Raw genomic sequence first — 14,034 nt, 5'->3', positions numbered from 1 at the left:
CCATCATGAGCGTCAAGGTCCGTATCCCCACCATCCTCCGCACCTACACGGGCGGCCAGGCCGAGGTCCCGGCCGAGGGCTCGACCCTCTCCCAGGTCATCCAGTCCCTGGAGCAGAACCACCCGGGCATCGCCGCCCGCGTCCTGGACGACCAGGGCAAGCTGCGCCGCTTCGTGAACGTCTACGTCAACGACGACGACGTGCGCTTCGAGGGCGGCCTGGAGACGGCCACGCCGGACGGCGCCGGAATCTCGATCATCCCGGCGGTCGCGGGCGGCTGCTGACCCCCCGTCCGGCTCCCGGGCCGGCTTTCGCCGCCTTCGACGTGTCACCGGAATTGCCCCCTCTGCGAGAGAAGCGGAGGGGGCAATTCTGCATGGTTGAGCGCGGTACAGTGTGGGAAGTCCCCCCAGCTGCCCGTGCCGCCCGCATATGAGAATGCGCCCGGCCACGACAAGAAGCAGCCAAAGTAGTCGATCTCCTTGCGCCATAAGTCACCTTTGCCCGGCCCGACTTGCCCTGGAATCTCATGAATTCCTCATAATCGGGCGTTCGGTGCTGCCCAGAATTCTCGTCCGATTGACCTGTTGCAGAGGGCAGTTGGGCAGATACATTCGGCCGCGGTCGACGCGTTCCGGCGCACGCACCCTCTCCTGTCGGAGGGTGAGTTCTGACCCGGGTCCGCGAAGTGCGGTCCTGTGCAAGGGCCAGTAATAGGGGAGTTAGGCATGGCTCAGGGCACCGTCAAGTGGTTCAACGCGGAGAAGGGGTACGGCTTCATCGCGGTCGACGGTGGTGCGGATGTTTTCGTCCACTACAGCGCGATCCAGATGGACGGGTACCGCACCCTCGAAGAGGGTCAGCGAGTTGAATTCGAGATCTCGCAGGGCCAGAAGGGGCCGCAGGCGGACATGGTCAAGCTCGCCGTCGGCTGAGCTCGACGCGGTCGGCCAACGACAATACTCACGCACTACTCACGCACGGAGGGTCCGTACCCCTGGGGTACGGACCCTCCGCGCGTCTGTGTGTCCGAGCGCCCGTGTCCGTGCGACGCGCGTCTGCGTGTCGTGTGTCCGGGGCTGTCCGAGGGGGGCCGTCGTTGTCCACATCCCGAGGCGGACGCTTGCACTCTCCGGGGTCGAGTGCTAATCATTGGCGTTAGCACTCTCCAGGTGAGAGTGACAGAACTTGGACCGGGCCGGTGAGGCCCGCAGGTCCGGTGGGGCAAGGAACCACCGGTCAGGCAGGCCGTCCGTCGCGGGCGCCACTCGGTCCGGAGCAATCCACCCCTGTCCGGGAGGACCACTTCACATGGCCAAGATCATCGCGTTCGACGAGGAGGCCCGGCGCGGTCTCGAGCGCGGCATGAACCAGCTCGCCGACGCCGTCAAGGTCACCCTTGGCCCCAAGGGTCGCAACGTCGTCCTTGAGAAGAAGTGGGGCGCCCCCACGATCACCAACGATGGTGTGTCCATCGCCAAGGAGATCGAGCTGGAGGACCCGTACGAGAAGATCGGTGCGGAGCTGGTCAAGGAGGTCGCCAAGAAGACGGACGACGTCGCCGGCGACGGTACGACCACCGCCACCGTTCTCGCCCAGGCTCTCGTCCGCGAGGGCCTGCGCAACGTCGCCGCGGGTGCCAACCCGATGGCCCTCAAGCGGGGCATCGAGAAGGCCGTCGAGGCCGTCTCCGCCGCCCTCCTGGAGCAGGCCAAGGACGTGGAGACCAAGGAGCAGATCGCTTCGACCGCCTCCATCTCCGCCGCCGACACCCAGATCGGCGAGCTCATCGCCGAGGCCATGGACAAGGTCGGCAAGGAAGGCGTCATCACCGTCGAGGAGTCCCAGACCTTCGGTCTGGAGCTGGAGCTCACCGAGGGTATGCGCTTCGACAAGGGCTACATCTCGGCGTACTTCGCCACGGACATGGAGCGCATGGAGTCGTCGCTGGACGACCCGTACATCCTGATCGTGAACTCCAAGGTCAGCAACGTGAAGGACCTCCTTCCGCTGCTGGAGAAGGTCATGCAGTCCGGCAAGCCGCTGCTGATCATCGCCGAGGACGTCGAGGGCGAGGCCCTGTCGACCCTGGTCGTCAACAAGATCCGTGGCACCTTCAAGTCCGTCGCCGTCAAGGCCCCGGGCTTCGGTGACCGCCGCAAGGCCATGCTCGGCGACATCGCCATCCTCACCGGTGGCACCGTCATCTCCGAGGAGGTCGGCCTCAAGCTGGAGAACGCCGGTCTCGACCTGCTCGGCCGCGCCCGCAAGGTCGTCATCACCAAGGACGAGACGACGATCGTCGACGGCGCCGGTGACACCGACCAGGTTCAGGGTCGCGTCAACCAGATCCGTGCCGAGATCGAGAACTCCGACTCGGACTACGACCGCGAGAAGCTCCAGGAGCGCCTCGCGAAGCTGGCCGGCGGCGTGGCCGTCATCAAGGCCGGTGCCGCGACCGAGGTCGAGCTCAAGGAGCGCAAGCACCGCATCGAGGACGCGGTGCGCAACGCCAAGGCCGCCGTCGAGGAGGGCATCGTCGCCGGTGGTGGCGTGGCTCTGCTCCAGGCCTCGGCCGTCTTCGAGAAGCTGGAGCTCTCGGGTGACGAGGCGACCGGCGCCAACGCCGTCAAGCTGGCGCTGGAGGCCCCGCTCAAGCAGATCGCCGTCAACGGTGGTCTTGAGGGCGGCGTCGTCGTCGAGAAGGTGCGCAACCTGGCCGTCGGCCACGGTCTGAACGCCGCGACCGGCGAGTACGTCGACATGATCGCCGAGGGCATTCTCGACCCGGCGAAGGTCACGCGCTCCGCCCTGCAGAACGCCGCGTCCATCGCCGCGCTCTTCCTCACCACCGAGGCCGTCATCGCCGACAAGCCGGAGAAGGCCGCCGCGGCCGCTCCGGGCGGCATGCCGGGCGGTGACATGGACTTCTGATCCTGACGGATCGGTAGTTCCTGTACAGCTGTTCCCCATCGACCCCCGGGACCTGTCGGTCCCGGGGGTCGATGTCGTTCCGTCGGCGTCCGGCGCAGTACGCCCCGGTATACCCAGGTATGCCCCGGTTCGTCGCAGGTCGTCGTAGGTCGTCGCGGCCCGTCGCCGTTACGGCAGCCGGTCGAGGAGCCAGGTGCTGAGTTCCTCCGTCACGAGGGTGTGCCCCTCGTTGCGGGACGCGAGCTTGAAGTCGTGCAGTCCGCTCTCCTCCTCCGGGAGCGAGGAGATGTCCACATACAGCTCCTCGTCCGTGTCCAGACCGCGGATGTCGACCGCGCTGACCGCCGGCACGAAGCAGTGCGAGCGGATCCGGACGTCGGTCTTGAACCCGAGGAGGGGGTTGAGGGCGTTGAACGTGTCGGCGAGGATGCCGAAGCCTTCCAGCGAGCCGCCGGGTGCGCCGTCGATCGACGGGAGTCCGGACGTACGCACCTCGTTGGTCTTCAGCGTCACCACCCGCAGTTTCGCGACGAGTTCGTCGTCGCCGGGGGACTGGGTGTAGAGCTTGGTGCCGACCACCGACAGGCCCTTGCCCTCCAGGGCCAGTTCGCCCGCCCGCACATCGGTGCCGGTGCCGTCGGCCACGCCGTTGGATACACCGATCAGCTGGGGTCGCTGCGGCCATTCGCCGAGGTCCGCCATCTCCGCGAGGAACGCGGTGCGCTCGTCGCTCTGTTCCGGCGTCCCGTCCCACTTGGCGATGTGCCGCCAGAGCAGCTGACGTGCGGCCGGGCTGTTGATCTGGTCGGAGAACCGGCTGTCGAGATCGTGGATGTAGTGCGCGAACGACTGGAGCGCGATCGGGATCCAGGCGCCGCGGTGCGGGCTGTCGTACGAGAAGTACAGCGCGGTCTGGTGGTCGATGCGCCGGCGTTCCATCTTGGCCAGCGCGTGCCGGGTGACCAGCCCGCCCATGCTGAATCCGCCGACGGCCAGCGGTGCGTCGCCGTGCCGCTCCATGGCGGCCCGCGTGATCGCCGCCTGCGCGGTGACGGAGTTGTCCAGAATCGATGCACTGCGCTCATGGAAACCGAGCAGGATGACGTCGCGTCCACGGCGGCGCAGCTCGCTGATCAGTGCGAAGTCGCCGAACTCCATGACTTCCCAGGAGAAGTCCAGACTGCTCGGCCCGGTGTTGAAGCCGTCGGCGAAGATCACGGGCCGTACGAGGCCCGGGTTCCCCTCGCCGTAGTAGACCCATGCGGTGCCGCCCGGCAGGTCCCACACGGTGCTGGGCGGCAACGGGAGCGCACCGTGCGGCTCGGCGTCCAGGCGGGGGCCGGGGGCCAGGGTGATGGCGGGCTTGCTGTGAAGCGCCGAGACGATTTGCTCGTGGGTCGGTTCGGACATGATGCGTTCCCCTTGGGGTCGAGTGACTACAATACGCGTCCACGAGAACACGGAACGTAACGATCAAGTAGGGGAAGTGGATCAAACCACTCCCAGGCGGGAGCCGGTTTCGGACACCCGGTGTGCTCGGAGGCTCCCGCCCTATCTCCTCTCGGAGCGCGGCGTCATCGCGGCCCGGACCTCGCTCATGCGGCTGCGTACGCCCGTGGACGGGACGGTTCCGGCCGGGCCGGTGGGGGTGTCGGCGGGGTTGCCCCGGCACGGTCCGCAGCGGCCGCCGATCAGGGCCTCCGCAGGGCCGGGGGCGCGGCACTCGCCGCATTCGAGGGTGCGCAACACCGTTCGCTGCTGTGTCGGAGCGGCCCGTTCGGGTGGCATCTTGTCGGTCAGCCGCCTGCGGACGAGGGCCGCCGCGTGGTGAATGGGGGTGGGGAGGCCGTCGGTGAGGGCGTGGAGCAGTTCCGCCTCCGTGGCACCGCGCTCGAACCACACGGTGACCTGCGGCTCCAGCGCCGCGCAGTCCGCCGCCGACAGCGTGAGCGCAGGTGCGGTACGGCCCAGCGCGGCCAGCAGGACGAATGCCCGCGAGCGAGTGGGGTGTTGCCGCCGCTCGGGTGGCATGTCGCCCCGGGTGAACGCCGCCCACCACTCGTCGTCCCGCGCGGTGCGGGAGAAGAACGTACGGGTCACCCACAGCAGGACCTCGTCATTGGCCACGCACTCGCTGCCGCGCCGCAGATGTCCCGCGTCCTGGAGCCGGTTGAGGGCGGTCCGCAGGGCACACTGCCCGTACGGGAGGACCTTGGCCATCGTCTTGACGGAGATGTCGGCGCCGTCGGGCAGCTGGTCGATGTAGGCGGCGATGGATGCCTCGCGGGGCGGCAGGTGCGCGAAGTCGCGGTCGGCGCGGGGGAGGTGCGAGGGCGCTGAACGCTTGCCGTAGCCGGGATTGGCCATCGGGTGCGGAAGCGTGGGCGGGGATACGTGCGGGGCGCACGGGGCAGCACTAAGCTGGCTGGCAGCCATGAGGTCGAGTCCTGTTCGATCAAAGTGGTCAGACCCCTGTTTCGGTGTTCGTGCACCGGCAGGGGTCGTTCGTTATTCGGAACGCTAAGCCGTCACTACCGTTCGTGGCAAGCCGGTCACGAAAAGTCAACTCGCCGGGCGGGGAGGGTGGGTGGGAAGTGGCCCACCTCCCATTCCTCGGAAAGAGCGCTCGGACTTCGCGGCTTGAGCTCCGGGGGAATTCGCCTGGTCGTGAGGGGCGCGCGTGCGTGGAGCATGTGCGCCGTGCGTGATGCCACGCGCCCGCCCCCGTTGGGGTGGAATACCGCGCCGGAGGCCTTCGGGGGTGTGCGAACTGCCCCGCGTCCTTGTGATCTTGGAGGCTCCGGGTCGCCGCCGACGGGGCCCGTTTTCCATGTTTCGCTCTCGTACGAGGAGTCCCGTGCGTATTCGTTCGATCCTGTCCCTCGCCGCGTCCGCCGTCGCCGTGGCAGCACTGGCCACCCCCGCCCAGGCCGCGGACGCCGCCGACGGCGCGTACCTCATCCGTGACCTGCGCACCGGCCAGTGTCTGGCCGGTGGCGAAGGCCTGGGCGGCGGTCACATCGAGCCCTGCAGCCCCCGTACCGTGTGGGAGATCCGCAACCAGGGCGACGGTCTGGCCCAGATCGTCGACGTGCACGGAGGGAATCGCTGCCTGGCGCTCTCGCCGATCCGGATCTTTCCGCCGGCCGTGTGGGTGGACCAGTGCGGCAACCAGCCCGACCAGTGGACGATCCAGGGCGCGGTCGATGAAGAGCCGGTCAGCATCGCCCTCGGCCGGGGCGAACTCGGCTCTCTGACGACGGATGGCCGGCGCGTGGTCCTCCTCCCCGACCGTGGGCCTCAGTGGGTCATGGAGCGGCTCGGCTAGGACCGGCTGGTTCGACCGCACACACAGCCGCCCCGTGCCGGGATCGTTCTTCCCGGCACGGGGCGGCTGTGCGTGGGGCTCAGTCGCGGCGCGGGCCGATGACCGACTTCCCGTCGTGCACGGTGATCGCCTGGGCCGGGCAGATGTCGGCGGCGTCCAGGACCCGCTCGTCCGGCTCGGTCCCGTCCGCCCGTACCCGGGCGTGCTCGCCGTCCAGCGCGAACACTTCGGGGACGGTCCCGGCGCACATGCCCGACGCCTGGCAGAGCTGTGGATCGACACGTACGTTCCAGGCCATGGCGGTCACCACCCGACCGGCATGACGCGCGGGCCGCGCACCAGCATCTCGGACTTCCACGTCACATCGCCGGCCAACTTCAGCCCCGGGAAGCGGGTGATGAGCGCGATCAGTGCCTCCTGGAGTTCCAGCCGGGCCAGCGGGGCGCCCAGGCAGTGGTGGACTCCGTGGCCGAAGCCGAGGTGCTGGTTGCCCTCGCGGGCGATGTCGAGCACGCCGGGGGCGGTGAACCGCAGCGCGTCACGGTTGGCGGCGCCGGTGGCGACCAGGACCGGGCTGCCCGCTCGGACGAGGGTGCCGCCGACCTCGATGTCCTCGGTGGCGTAACGGGGTTGGCCGGCACCGCTGCCCAGCGGTACGAAGCGCAGCAGTTCCTCCACTGCGTTCGCGATGAGTTCGGGCTCGGCCCTGAGCCAGGCCAGCTGGTCCGGGTGGTCCAGCAGGGTGAGGACGAAGTTGGGGATCTGGGACGCGGTGGTCTCGTGTCCGGCCACCAGGATGCCCACGCACAGATCGACGAGTTCGAGTTCGGAGAGCCGGTCGCCGCCGTCGCGGGCCTCGATGAGTGCCGTCATCAGGTCGTCCCGCGGGGCCCGGCGGTGCTGCTCGATCAACACGGTCATATAGGCGCGCAGTTCCTCGCGGCTGGCATCGAACTCCGCTGCGGTGAGCGAGGTGGTCGACAGCGCGTCGTCGCTCCACACGCGAAAGCGCGGACGGTCCTCGGTGGGCACGCCCAGCATCCGGCAGATCACCGCGACCGGCAGCGGCAGCGCGTAGAGGTCGACCAGGTCCGCGGGTTGTCCGGCCGCCTCCAGGTCGTCGAGAAGGCCCGCGGTCAGTTCCCGGACCTGGGGGCGGAGCTTCTCGATCTGTCGGACCGTGAAGGCCTTGGCGACCAGGGAGCGCAGCCGGGTGTGGTCGGGCGGGTCCATGCCGAGGATGCCGCCGTCGCGCTGCCCCTCGGACTGTCGGGGCTCGTCGTGTGAGGCGGCAGCGGCTCGACTGAAGCGCTGGTCGCCCAGGACGAGCCGGGCGTCGGCGTAGCGGGTGACGAGCCAGGCCGCTTCGCCGTATTGCATCTGGACGCGTAACAGGCCCGGCTGGTCGCGGACGCGCTCGTACTCGTCGGCGAGCCGGAGTCCTTCGGCGGTGTTGAAGGGGTAGGCGAGGGGTGCGCTGTCTGCTGTCGTCACTGCGGCCTCCGATATGTAAGCAGCTGCTTACAACGGTAGGAGTGGGCCCCCGGGGCAGTCAACGACCCTTTAAGGCCGTTATCCTGACGGGCCGCCGGAGAGGAAGGCCAGCATGGAGTCCGCCCCCGCCACGCCGCCCGGAGAGCGCCGGCGTGACGCTGCGGCCACGCGTCGGCGGCTGCTGGAAGCCGCCCGTGACCTGTTCGCGGACCGGGGCTACGAAGAGACGACGGTCCGCGGCATAGCGGAGCGTGCCGGGGTCAACCAGGCTCTGCTGTTCCGGTACTTCGGGTCCAAGAAAGGGCTGCTCACACAGGTCATCGCGCAGGGTGGACTGGAGCAACTGCGGGCGACACCGCCCGAGGAGCTCTTCGAGACCGCCCTGCGCTCGATGCTGACCCATAGCGCGGACGAGGTGGGGGACCGCTCCCTGGAGGTTTATCTGCGCTCCGTCGGACGGGGCGACGAGGCGGCCGGGACCTTGCGGGAGCTGGGCGAGGAGTACCAGAGCGCCCTCGCCGGGCTGTCCGGTACAGAGGACGGCGCCCTGCGTGCGGATCTCGCCATGGCGTGGCTGCTGGGCATCGGCCTGATGCGGACGGTCGTCCACCGCGAGCCCCTGGCCGGCGCCGAACCGGACGACGTCTGCCGCCTCGTACTCGGCACGCTCAGCCATCTCTGGTCCGCGCCGGAGTAGCCGGAGTAGTGGGAACAGCGGTTCCTGGAACGGCGTCCGGACCCGGGGCTCAAGCCTCGGAGCCGGACGCGTGGTCCTGTGGGCGGTGTTACCGGTGGCGGCTCTCGAAGGTGGCGAAGGCCGTCTCCTGGCGCCACTCGGTCGCGGCCTTCGGGTTGTCGGCGAGGTAGCGGGCGCAGCGGGTGCTCGGGTGGGCGGTGCCCGGCCGGTTGTCCGTGCACGCGGCGACCAGGCGGTAGCCGGAGGGGGCGGAGCCGCTGGCCCACAGGCTGCGGCCGTTGCGGAACGCGTACTCCAGCGAGGCGCGCGCCAGGTCCTTCAGTTCGGTGTAGCGCAGGCCGTACGTCCTGGCCGCGTACTGGTACTCGTGGCTGATGTCGATCCGCGAGACCCCCGGGTCGTCCGTGGACAGGACCACCGGGACGCCGTAGCGGCGGTACGCGTTGAACGGGTGGTCGTTGCCCGCGATGCCGAGGATCTGCTTGTTGCTGCTGAACGGCACCTCGACCGCGATCTTGCGCCGTGCCATCGTCCGGGCGAGCTGCCGCCAGTCGTCCTCGTGGACCAGGTCGACGCCGTGTCCGATGCGTTCGGCTCCGGCGACGAGTACGGCCTCGCGGATGTGGAACGTCAGGTCCTCGGGCTTGACCAGGCCGGGGGCCAGCTCACCGGTGTGCAGGGTGAGGTGGGCGCCCGAGTACTGGCCGCGCAAGTACTTCAGCATCCGCATCTGGAGGCTGTAGTTGGCCAGCGAGCTGTCCCAGTCCTCGGGCTGCACGAGATTGACGGCGACGAACCTCGGGTCGCGCTCGGCCAGCCGCATGCCGACCTCCATCTGCGTGAACACCCGCGCCGGGGTACTGCCCCGGGACACCTGGGAGATCCACCTGACGGGGAGCCGGCAGCCCGGGTCGGGGCGCGCGGTGTCGCAGTGCGCGGCCTTGCGGAACTGGACGTCGGTGTCGTCGGCCTCCCTGACCGCCTCGTCCACGACCCGGTCGAGCTTTCCGTCGGCCACGAGCTTGCGGTGGAACGCCGCCAGGTCGGCGTCGTAACCCACGGACTCGGCAAGCGCCCTGGCGCTGTCCGACGCGGGGGAGACCATGGTCTCCAGATAGAACTGGTTCTGTTCGACAACGGTGTTGGCCACGTTGGCGAGCATCTTGCCGCGGGCGTACCAGGTCGCCATGCCGAACTTGTTGAACGTGTCGAAGAAGTGGTCGTGCCCGGACTGATCGGCCGGGAAGTCCTGCATCGACCAGGCCCGGATGATCTTCCGCTTGAACGCGGCGTCGGTCCGCGCGTCGGCGGCGGGCCTCGTGCCCGGTCCGCACGGAGACGCGACCGCCGTCATCGTCGCGTCGATGCACAGGCCGTTCTCGATCGCGAGCTCGATCAGGTACTCGGTCGTGACCGCGCCGGAGAGGTGGTTGTGGAGGTCGCCCCCCTTGGGCAGCGCCTTGAAGAAGGACTTCAGCCGCTCGGGCCTGTTGCGCAACGAGTCGAGGTACGCGGATGTCCTGCGCTCGGCGGCGGTCACCTCACGGGGTGAGGCGAACGCGGCGACGCGTGACGAGGAGTCCTTCGCCGGCGCGGTCGCGGCGGTGGCCGGGAGTGCCGGGAGCAGGGTCAACGCGGCGAGTGCGCCGAGCCCGGCAGGGAGCAGGGACTTGGGACGGTGAGTTGTCCGGTTTGATGAGATCACGACCGAATGATCGCGTTGTGAGGAGCCGCTCGGGACTCGAATCACGTTGGTGGCCGGGAACGTTCACCCGATCGAGGAAGTCGGGTCCATCCGTCGAGGGTCCCATTTCTTTGACAACTTTAGTTTCCGAATCGGGAGTTGGTAACTATGGTTGTCGTCATGTTGAAGCCTGAGGCCACCACCGCAGAACTGGCAGCGCTCGACGCCGCCCTCCTCGATGCCCTCAACCCGCTCGCCGCATCCCTGCGCGCCCGGGAGACCGGACTCCCCGCGGACCGCATGTGGGCGGATGACCCCGCCGACGTGGCCCTGTCCGTCCTCGGCACCTGGAAGGTGGTGGACGAGGAGGTCAAGCGGTTGACCGCGATCGCCGCGCGCACCGCCGGTTCCTACGGTGCGAGCTACGAGCGAATGGGGGCCGTCTGGGGCATCACCCGGCAGGGCGCCCGCAAGAAGTGGCCCGACGCCGTCGACAGGCCGGCCGCCGCGGAAACGGACCCGAGCAGCCTCGAACTGTGCGGTGGCACCGCCGAATTGTTCCGCGACCCGTCGTCGGGCGGCTGGCGCTGGAGCGGACGGGGCGCGGACGGAACGTGTAGCGACGAGGGCCGTACGCCCGCCCACGCCACCAAGGAAGAGGCCGCCGCCCACGCGGGCGCCTTCTTGAAGGAGCACGCCGCCGACGCGGGCTAAGGGTTGTCGGACCGGCGTTCGGGGGCAGGGCCGTCAGGCCAGGATCGGGATGAGTCCCAGGCCGAAGACGACGTAGAAGAGGGCTGCCACGGCCAGTCGCCCGGGCGTGAGCTTGTGGGCGCGCATCGTCACCAGGAGGTAGACGATCGCGGCCATGGTGATCAGCCCGGCCCAGAGCAGGGCGCCGTCGAACTTCCAGCTCGTGAACAGCAGCCCCAGACCGCTGGGAACGGTCGCCTGGATCATCATGGCGCCGGAGATGTTCGCCAGGGCGAGCTTGGTCTTGCCCTGACGGACCCAGATGATCGCGTTCATGATCTCGGGCAGCTCCGTCGCGATCGGTGAAAGGAGCAGCGCCGTGACCGCGGCCGAGAGGCCGAGCATCGGGCCGATCGCGTCGAGTTGCTTCACGAACAGCTGGGACGCGAAGAAGATCACGGCCAACGTGGCCAGAGTCTGGACCACCACGGCCCAGGTCGCCGGGGTGGCGGCCTTGGGCTGGAGCTTCAGCGGCTCCAGCTCCTCGTCCTCCTCGCCGTCGTCACCGCTGCGGATCTCGCGCCAGAAATAGACGGCGTAGGCGCCGAAGAACAACAGGCCGAGGGCGGGCTTGAAGGCGAAGGCGAGCAGGCCGAGTGCCACCTTGACGATGAAGATCGGCAGGAACCACTTCTGATCCTTGGCCAGCCGCTTCATGTCCTTCTCATCACCCACCGCCTCGGCCCTGTCGGGGCCACTGGCCGGCATGCCGGTGGTGGCCAGGACCAGGGTGCGTTCCTTGCGGCGCTTGAGGAGCAGCATCACGCCGGTCACGCCGTAGGCGACCGTGGCCAGCACCAGCGGGCCGCCCATCGCCGCGCCGACGCCGATGTTCCTGGCCTCCTCGGTGGCGCCCGTAGTGACCGCGACCAGCGTCACCACCGACTCGGGCAGCGCCGTGCCGAACGCGGCCAGGATCGTGCCGACGGCCATCTTCCCGACGTTGAGGCGCTCGCCCAGCCACTCGACCGCGTTGACGAACCACTCGCACGAGAGATAGATCGCCACCGCACACACGATGAGCAAAACGAAATGGATCACACTGACCGCCCGGCTTTCCCGCACCACGGGATCCTGGGCAATACGCGGTAGGAGTCCCGGCGTACGACCTCGGCCCCGCGACGTACGTACATCGTCGACAAAGAGCCGAAGGTCTCGCCCACCCGGCAGATTCTGCACGGGCCCGGCCACCGGGAGCCACCAGGGCTCCAGCATGTCGACGACCGGTTCGCGGGGCTACTCCCCTTCGCAGCCGCCCACTGTACACAGACCCGGCACGCCCCGGAAAAGCCCAGCCCTCGCGCATCCTGGGCCGACCGTGGGCCGTGGTCCGGCTGCCTCCCGGCAGCGCCGCAGTGCTGCGTGTCCGGCGCGCGCTCATAGGCGTCGCCATGCGGACGATCACGCCGTGTTCCGGGCGATCGGTCGGCACCGTCCCGGGGCATCGGAGCATAGGAGCCTCCGGTGAAGTTCATCAACGAGACACTGGGTGCCCCGCCCCGGCCAGTGGCCCGTGTACCGGCGCGGACTCCGGTCCCCGCCGGCGACTGCGGTCTGCTCCTTGTCAGGCTCACCTTCGGCCTCCTCATGGCAGGGCACGGAAGCCAAAAGCTTTTCGGAATATTCGGTGGCGACGGTCTCGCCGCAACGGGCAAGGGGTTCGCCGGTCTGGGCTACCACCCCGGAGTGGTTTATGCCGCCCTCTGCGGCGGCTCCGAGTTCCTCGGAGGTCTCGGCCTGGCTCTGGGACTGTTCACCCCGCTGGCATCGGCTGCCCTGATCGGCGTGATGATCAATGCCATGGTGACCGTCTCCGCGCCACATGGCCTGTGGGATACGCAGGGCGGCGTCGAGATCAACGTGTACATCGCGGTCGTGGCGCTGGCCATCGCTGCCATCGGTCCCGGCCGGCTCGCCCTCGACAGACGTTTCCGCTGGGGGAAGGGCGGCTGGCCGGAAGCCGCCTTCGCTCTGTGCGGCGGTGGCATCGGCGCCGCCATCGTGCTGAGCCTTTGAATTCGAATTGCATCCGGCGCGTACCGGACTCCAGTTGTCCGATGAAGGAGCCGCTGACGAAACAGCGGAAGGCCCAGTTCCTCCTGCGAGAGGCCCGCGCCCTCTCTCCGGTGGCGTAGTTCGGCGCCGAGCAGGGCGCGTGGAGAGGAGGAGGGGTCGAAATTTGGGTCCTGGCATGACAACTCCCTGTGACACACGTGCGGTTGTTGGTTCTGCGCCCCTTCCGGGCCAGCTGCGCGTTGGACACGCTGGGTATGCATTGTCATTACTCAGCGTGGAAAGGGATGGGTCATGACGATCAAGGAACGGCGCAGGGCGGCAGAGGGCGGCGTGCGGGCGGCGGAGGACGCGGTGGTGCGACTGAAGGAGGGATTCTCGGGGGTGGGGATCACGTTGCCTTCGCTGCGGACCGACCCGGTGACGTGCGCGGGGGGCGAATCGGCGACGCCGCTGGTGGACCTCGGCCGGTGCAACCTCGACACGGCGCTGCGGCTGAGCGTGGTGCTGGAGGCGCAGGGGTTGGCCGGTCATGACGGGTGAGGGGCCGGAGCCGTGCGAGCCGGAGCCCGGGTCGTTCGCGGTGGACACCCGGGACGGGCGGGTGGGGCGCGTGATGGGGCGCGTCGGGCCGTACGTACAGCTGCGGGCGCCGGGGGGTGGGGCGGAGTGGGACTGTCCGCCGGAATCGCTGCGCCCGGCGCCGCTCGGGGAGGTGCTGCGGGCCAGGGTCAGGGAGGTCAACCGGGAGGGGCGGCTGCCGTGAGGGTGTAGGCCCGGGGAAGGGTCGTTGTCCTGCCTGTCGGGCGCCGTTCGGTGCGTAAGGGCGCCGGAAGGGGCGAACCGCCCCGGGCCGTGACCCGCCCGGGGCGCGAAGCGTTGAACCCGTGGGTTGAGTTGCGGCAGCAGGGGTGCCCGCGAAGCAGAACGTCCAGTATCGTTGGACGGATCGTCCGGGCTTGTTGGACGTTAGCCTGTCCGGTGCCTCGCCGCAAGTCGGTTTCGGGAATTATGGTCAACCGATGTGTCGGAAGGAAGAATCCCTCGCGTGGCCAATGCACTGCAGGAATTGGTGAAGAGCCGGCTGGAGCAGCAGGGCTGGTCCTATGGCGACGTGGCCCGGCGCGGCGG

15 protein-coding genes and 1 pseudogene are annotated in these 14,034 nt (G+C 68.9%); 9 read left to right on the top strand and 7 right to left on the bottom strand.

The window, feature by feature from the left end; all coding sequences use genetic code 11:
• Nucleotides 1–5 precede the first annotated feature (5 nt).
• From ACFU8Q_RS07750 to groL, 3 genes are all read left to right on the top strand, one after another.
• A complete protein-coding gene (locus ACFU8Q_RS07750; RefSeq protein ID WP_266747667.1) occupies nt 6–284 on the top strand; it encodes a MoaD/ThiS family protein in 279 nt (92 codons plus the stop codon).
• 444 nt (nt 285–728) lie between these two features.
• Nucleotides 729–935 (top strand): cold-shock protein, encoded by a 207-nt coding sequence (locus ACFU8Q_RS07745; protein ID WP_003967346.1) that lies wholly within the window; start codon nt 729–731, stop codon nt 933–935.
• Between the two features lie 376 nt (nt 936–1,311).
• The gene (gene groL / locus ACFU8Q_RS07740; RefSeq protein ID WP_358861679.1) at nt 1,312–2,934 is read left to right on the top strand and encodes a chaperonin GroEL; all 1,623 of its coding nucleotides are present in this window, start codon (nt 1,312–1,314) and stop codon (nt 2,932–2,934) included.
• A gap of 168 nt (nt 2,935–3,102) precedes the next feature.
• Here the strand turns inward: groL and ACFU8Q_RS07735 are convergent, their stop codons facing one another.
• Nucleotides 3,103–4,344, bottom strand: a complete 1,242-nt coding sequence (locus ACFU8Q_RS07735) for an esterase/lipase family protein (protein WP_384449283.1) — start codon at nt 4,342–4,344, stop codon at nt 3,103–3,105.
• 141 nt (nt 4,345–4,485) lie between these two features.
• Nucleotides 4,486–5,370 (bottom strand): hypothetical protein, encoded by an 885-nt coding sequence (locus ACFU8Q_RS07730; RefSeq protein WP_384449280.1) that lies wholly within the window; start codon nt 5,368–5,370, stop codon nt 4,486–4,488.
• Nucleotides 5,371–5,791: 421 nt separating this feature from the next.
• On the opposite strand from ACFU8Q_RS07730, the gene ACFU8Q_RS07725 reads away from it, so the two are divergent.
• On the top strand, nt 5,792–6,262 hold the full coding sequence (locus ACFU8Q_RS07725; RefSeq protein WP_384449278.1) for a hypothetical protein: 471 nt from the start codon (nt 5,792–5,794) through the stop codon (nt 6,260–6,262).
• A 79-nt stretch (nt 6,263–6,341) separates the two neighbouring features.
• Here the strand turns inward: ACFU8Q_RS07725 and ACFU8Q_RS07720 are convergent, their stop codons facing one another.
• Entirely contained in the window at nt 6,342–6,560 is a 219-nt protein-coding gene (locus ACFU8Q_RS07720) for a ferredoxin (RefSeq protein WP_384449275.1), read from the bottom strand.
• Nucleotides 6,561–6,565: 5 nt separating this feature from the next.
• Nucleotides 6,566–7,756 (bottom strand): cytochrome P450, encoded by a 1,191-nt coding sequence (locus ACFU8Q_RS07715; protein ID WP_384449272.1) that lies wholly within the window; start codon nt 7,754–7,756, stop codon nt 6,566–6,568.
• Nucleotides 7,757–7,868: 112 nt separating this feature from the next.
• On the opposite strand from ACFU8Q_RS07715, the gene ACFU8Q_RS07710 reads away from it, so the two are divergent.
• Nucleotides 7,869–8,453 (top strand): TetR/AcrR family transcriptional regulator, encoded by a 585-nt coding sequence (locus ACFU8Q_RS07710; RefSeq protein WP_384449270.1) that lies wholly within the window; start codon nt 7,869–7,871, stop codon nt 8,451–8,453.
• Between the two features lie 88 nt (nt 8,454–8,541).
• Here the strand turns inward: ACFU8Q_RS07710 and ACFU8Q_RS07705 are convergent, their stop codons facing one another.
• Nucleotides 8,542–10,158, bottom strand: a complete 1,617-nt coding sequence (locus tag ACFU8Q_RS07705) for an adenosine deaminase (protein ID WP_384449267.1) — start codon at nt 10,156–10,158, stop codon at nt 8,542–8,544.
• 159 nt (nt 10,159–10,317) lie between these two features.
• On the opposite strand from ACFU8Q_RS07705, the gene ACFU8Q_RS07700 reads away from it, so the two are divergent.
• Nucleotides 10,318–10,851, top strand: coding sequence for a hypothetical protein (locus ACFU8Q_RS07700; protein WP_384449265.1), 534 nt, complete (start codon nt 10,318–10,320; stop codon nt 10,849–10,851).
• A 33-nt stretch (nt 10,852–10,884) separates the two neighbouring features.
• Here the strand turns inward: ACFU8Q_RS07700 and ACFU8Q_RS07695 are convergent, their stop codons facing one another.
• On the bottom strand, nt 10,885–11,931 hold the full coding sequence (locus ACFU8Q_RS07695; RefSeq protein ID WP_384449262.1) for a sodium:calcium antiporter: 1,047 nt from the start codon (nt 11,929–11,931) through the stop codon (nt 10,885–10,887).
• A 444-nt stretch (nt 11,932–12,375) separates the two neighbouring features.
• Between ACFU8Q_RS07695 and ACFU8Q_RS07690 the strand changes: the two genes are divergently transcribed.
• Nucleotides 12,376–12,906 carry a DoxX family protein gene (locus ACFU8Q_RS07690; RefSeq protein ID WP_384449352.1) on the top strand — a complete coding sequence of 177 codons (531 nt, stop codon included), beginning with the start codon at nt 12,376–12,378 and terminating at the stop codon, nt 12,904–12,906.
• Here the strand turns inward: ACFU8Q_RS07690 and ACFU8Q_RS07685 are convergent.
• A pseudogene (locus ACFU8Q_RS07685) lies at nt 12,905–13,083 on the bottom strand (helix-turn-helix domain-containing protein); the annotation flags it as partial. The gene ACFU8Q_RS07690 and the pseudogene ACFU8Q_RS07685 overlap by 2 nt on opposite strands.
• A gap of 114 nt (nt 13,084–13,197) precedes the next feature.
• Here ACFU8Q_RS07685 and ACFU8Q_RS07680 point away from each other — a divergent pair.
• A complete protein-coding gene (locus tag ACFU8Q_RS07680; RefSeq protein ID WP_384449259.1) occupies nt 13,198–13,446 on the top strand; it encodes a hypothetical protein in 249 nt (82 codons plus the stop codon).
• Nucleotides 13,436–13,669 carry a hypothetical protein gene (locus ACFU8Q_RS07675; protein WP_384449256.1) on the top strand — a complete coding sequence of 78 codons (234 nt, stop codon included), beginning with the start codon at nt 13,436–13,438 and terminating at the stop codon, nt 13,667–13,669. The genes ACFU8Q_RS07680 and ACFU8Q_RS07675 overlap by 11 nt, the downstream gene beginning before the upstream one ends.
• The last annotated feature ends 365 nt before the right edge of the window (nt 13,670–14,034 follow it).

The organism is Streptomyces sp. NPDC057543, assembly GCF_042801895.1.
Taxonomy (GTDB): domain Bacteria; phylum Actinomycetota; class Actinomycetes; order Streptomycetales; family Streptomycetaceae; genus Streptomyces.
The sequence above is the reverse complement of the archived record's forward strand: the minus strand, read 5'-3'. Positions and strand labels throughout refer to the sequence as shown.

What these genes read in the sequence shown, in the direction of transcription:
- ACFU8Q_RS07750 (WP_266747667.1), top strand. Translation starts at nt 6, where the DNA reads ATGAGCGTCAAGGTCCGTATCCCCACCATCCTCCGCACCTACACGGGC.
- ACFU8Q_RS07745 (WP_003967346.1), top strand. Translation starts at nt 729, where the DNA reads ATGGCTCAGGGCACCGTCAAGTGGTTCAACGCGGAGAAGGGGTACGGC.
- groL (WP_358861679.1), top strand. Translation starts at nt 1,312, where the DNA reads ATGGCCAAGATCATCGCGTTCGACGAGGAGGCCCGGCGCGGTCTCGAG.
- ACFU8Q_RS07735 (WP_384449283.1), bottom strand. Translation starts at nt 4,344, where the DNA reads ATGTCCGAACCGACCCACGAGCAAATCGTCTCGGCGCTTCACAGCAAG.
- ACFU8Q_RS07730 (WP_384449280.1), bottom strand. Translation starts at nt 5,370, where the DNA reads ATGGCTGCCAGCCAGCTTAGTGCTGCCCCGTGCGCCCCGCACGTATCC.
- ACFU8Q_RS07720 (WP_384449275.1), bottom strand. Translation starts at nt 6,560, where the DNA reads ATGGCCTGGAACGTACGTGTCGATCCACAGCTCTGCCAGGCGTCGGGC.
- ACFU8Q_RS07710 (WP_384449270.1), top strand. Translation starts at nt 7,869, where the DNA reads ATGGAGTCCGCCCCCGCCACGCCGCCCGGAGAGCGCCGGCGTGACGCT.
- ACFU8Q_RS07700 (WP_384449265.1), top strand. Translation starts at nt 10,318, where the DNA reads ATGTTGAAGCCTGAGGCCACCACCGCAGAACTGGCAGCGCTCGACGCC.
- ACFU8Q_RS07680 (WP_384449259.1), top strand. Translation starts at nt 13,198, where the DNA reads ATGACGATCAAGGAACGGCGCAGGGCGGCAGAGGGCGGCGTGCGGGCG.
- ACFU8Q_RS07675 (WP_384449256.1), top strand. Translation starts at nt 13,436, where the DNA reads ATGACGGGTGAGGGGCCGGAGCCGTGCGAGCCGGAGCCCGGGTCGTTC.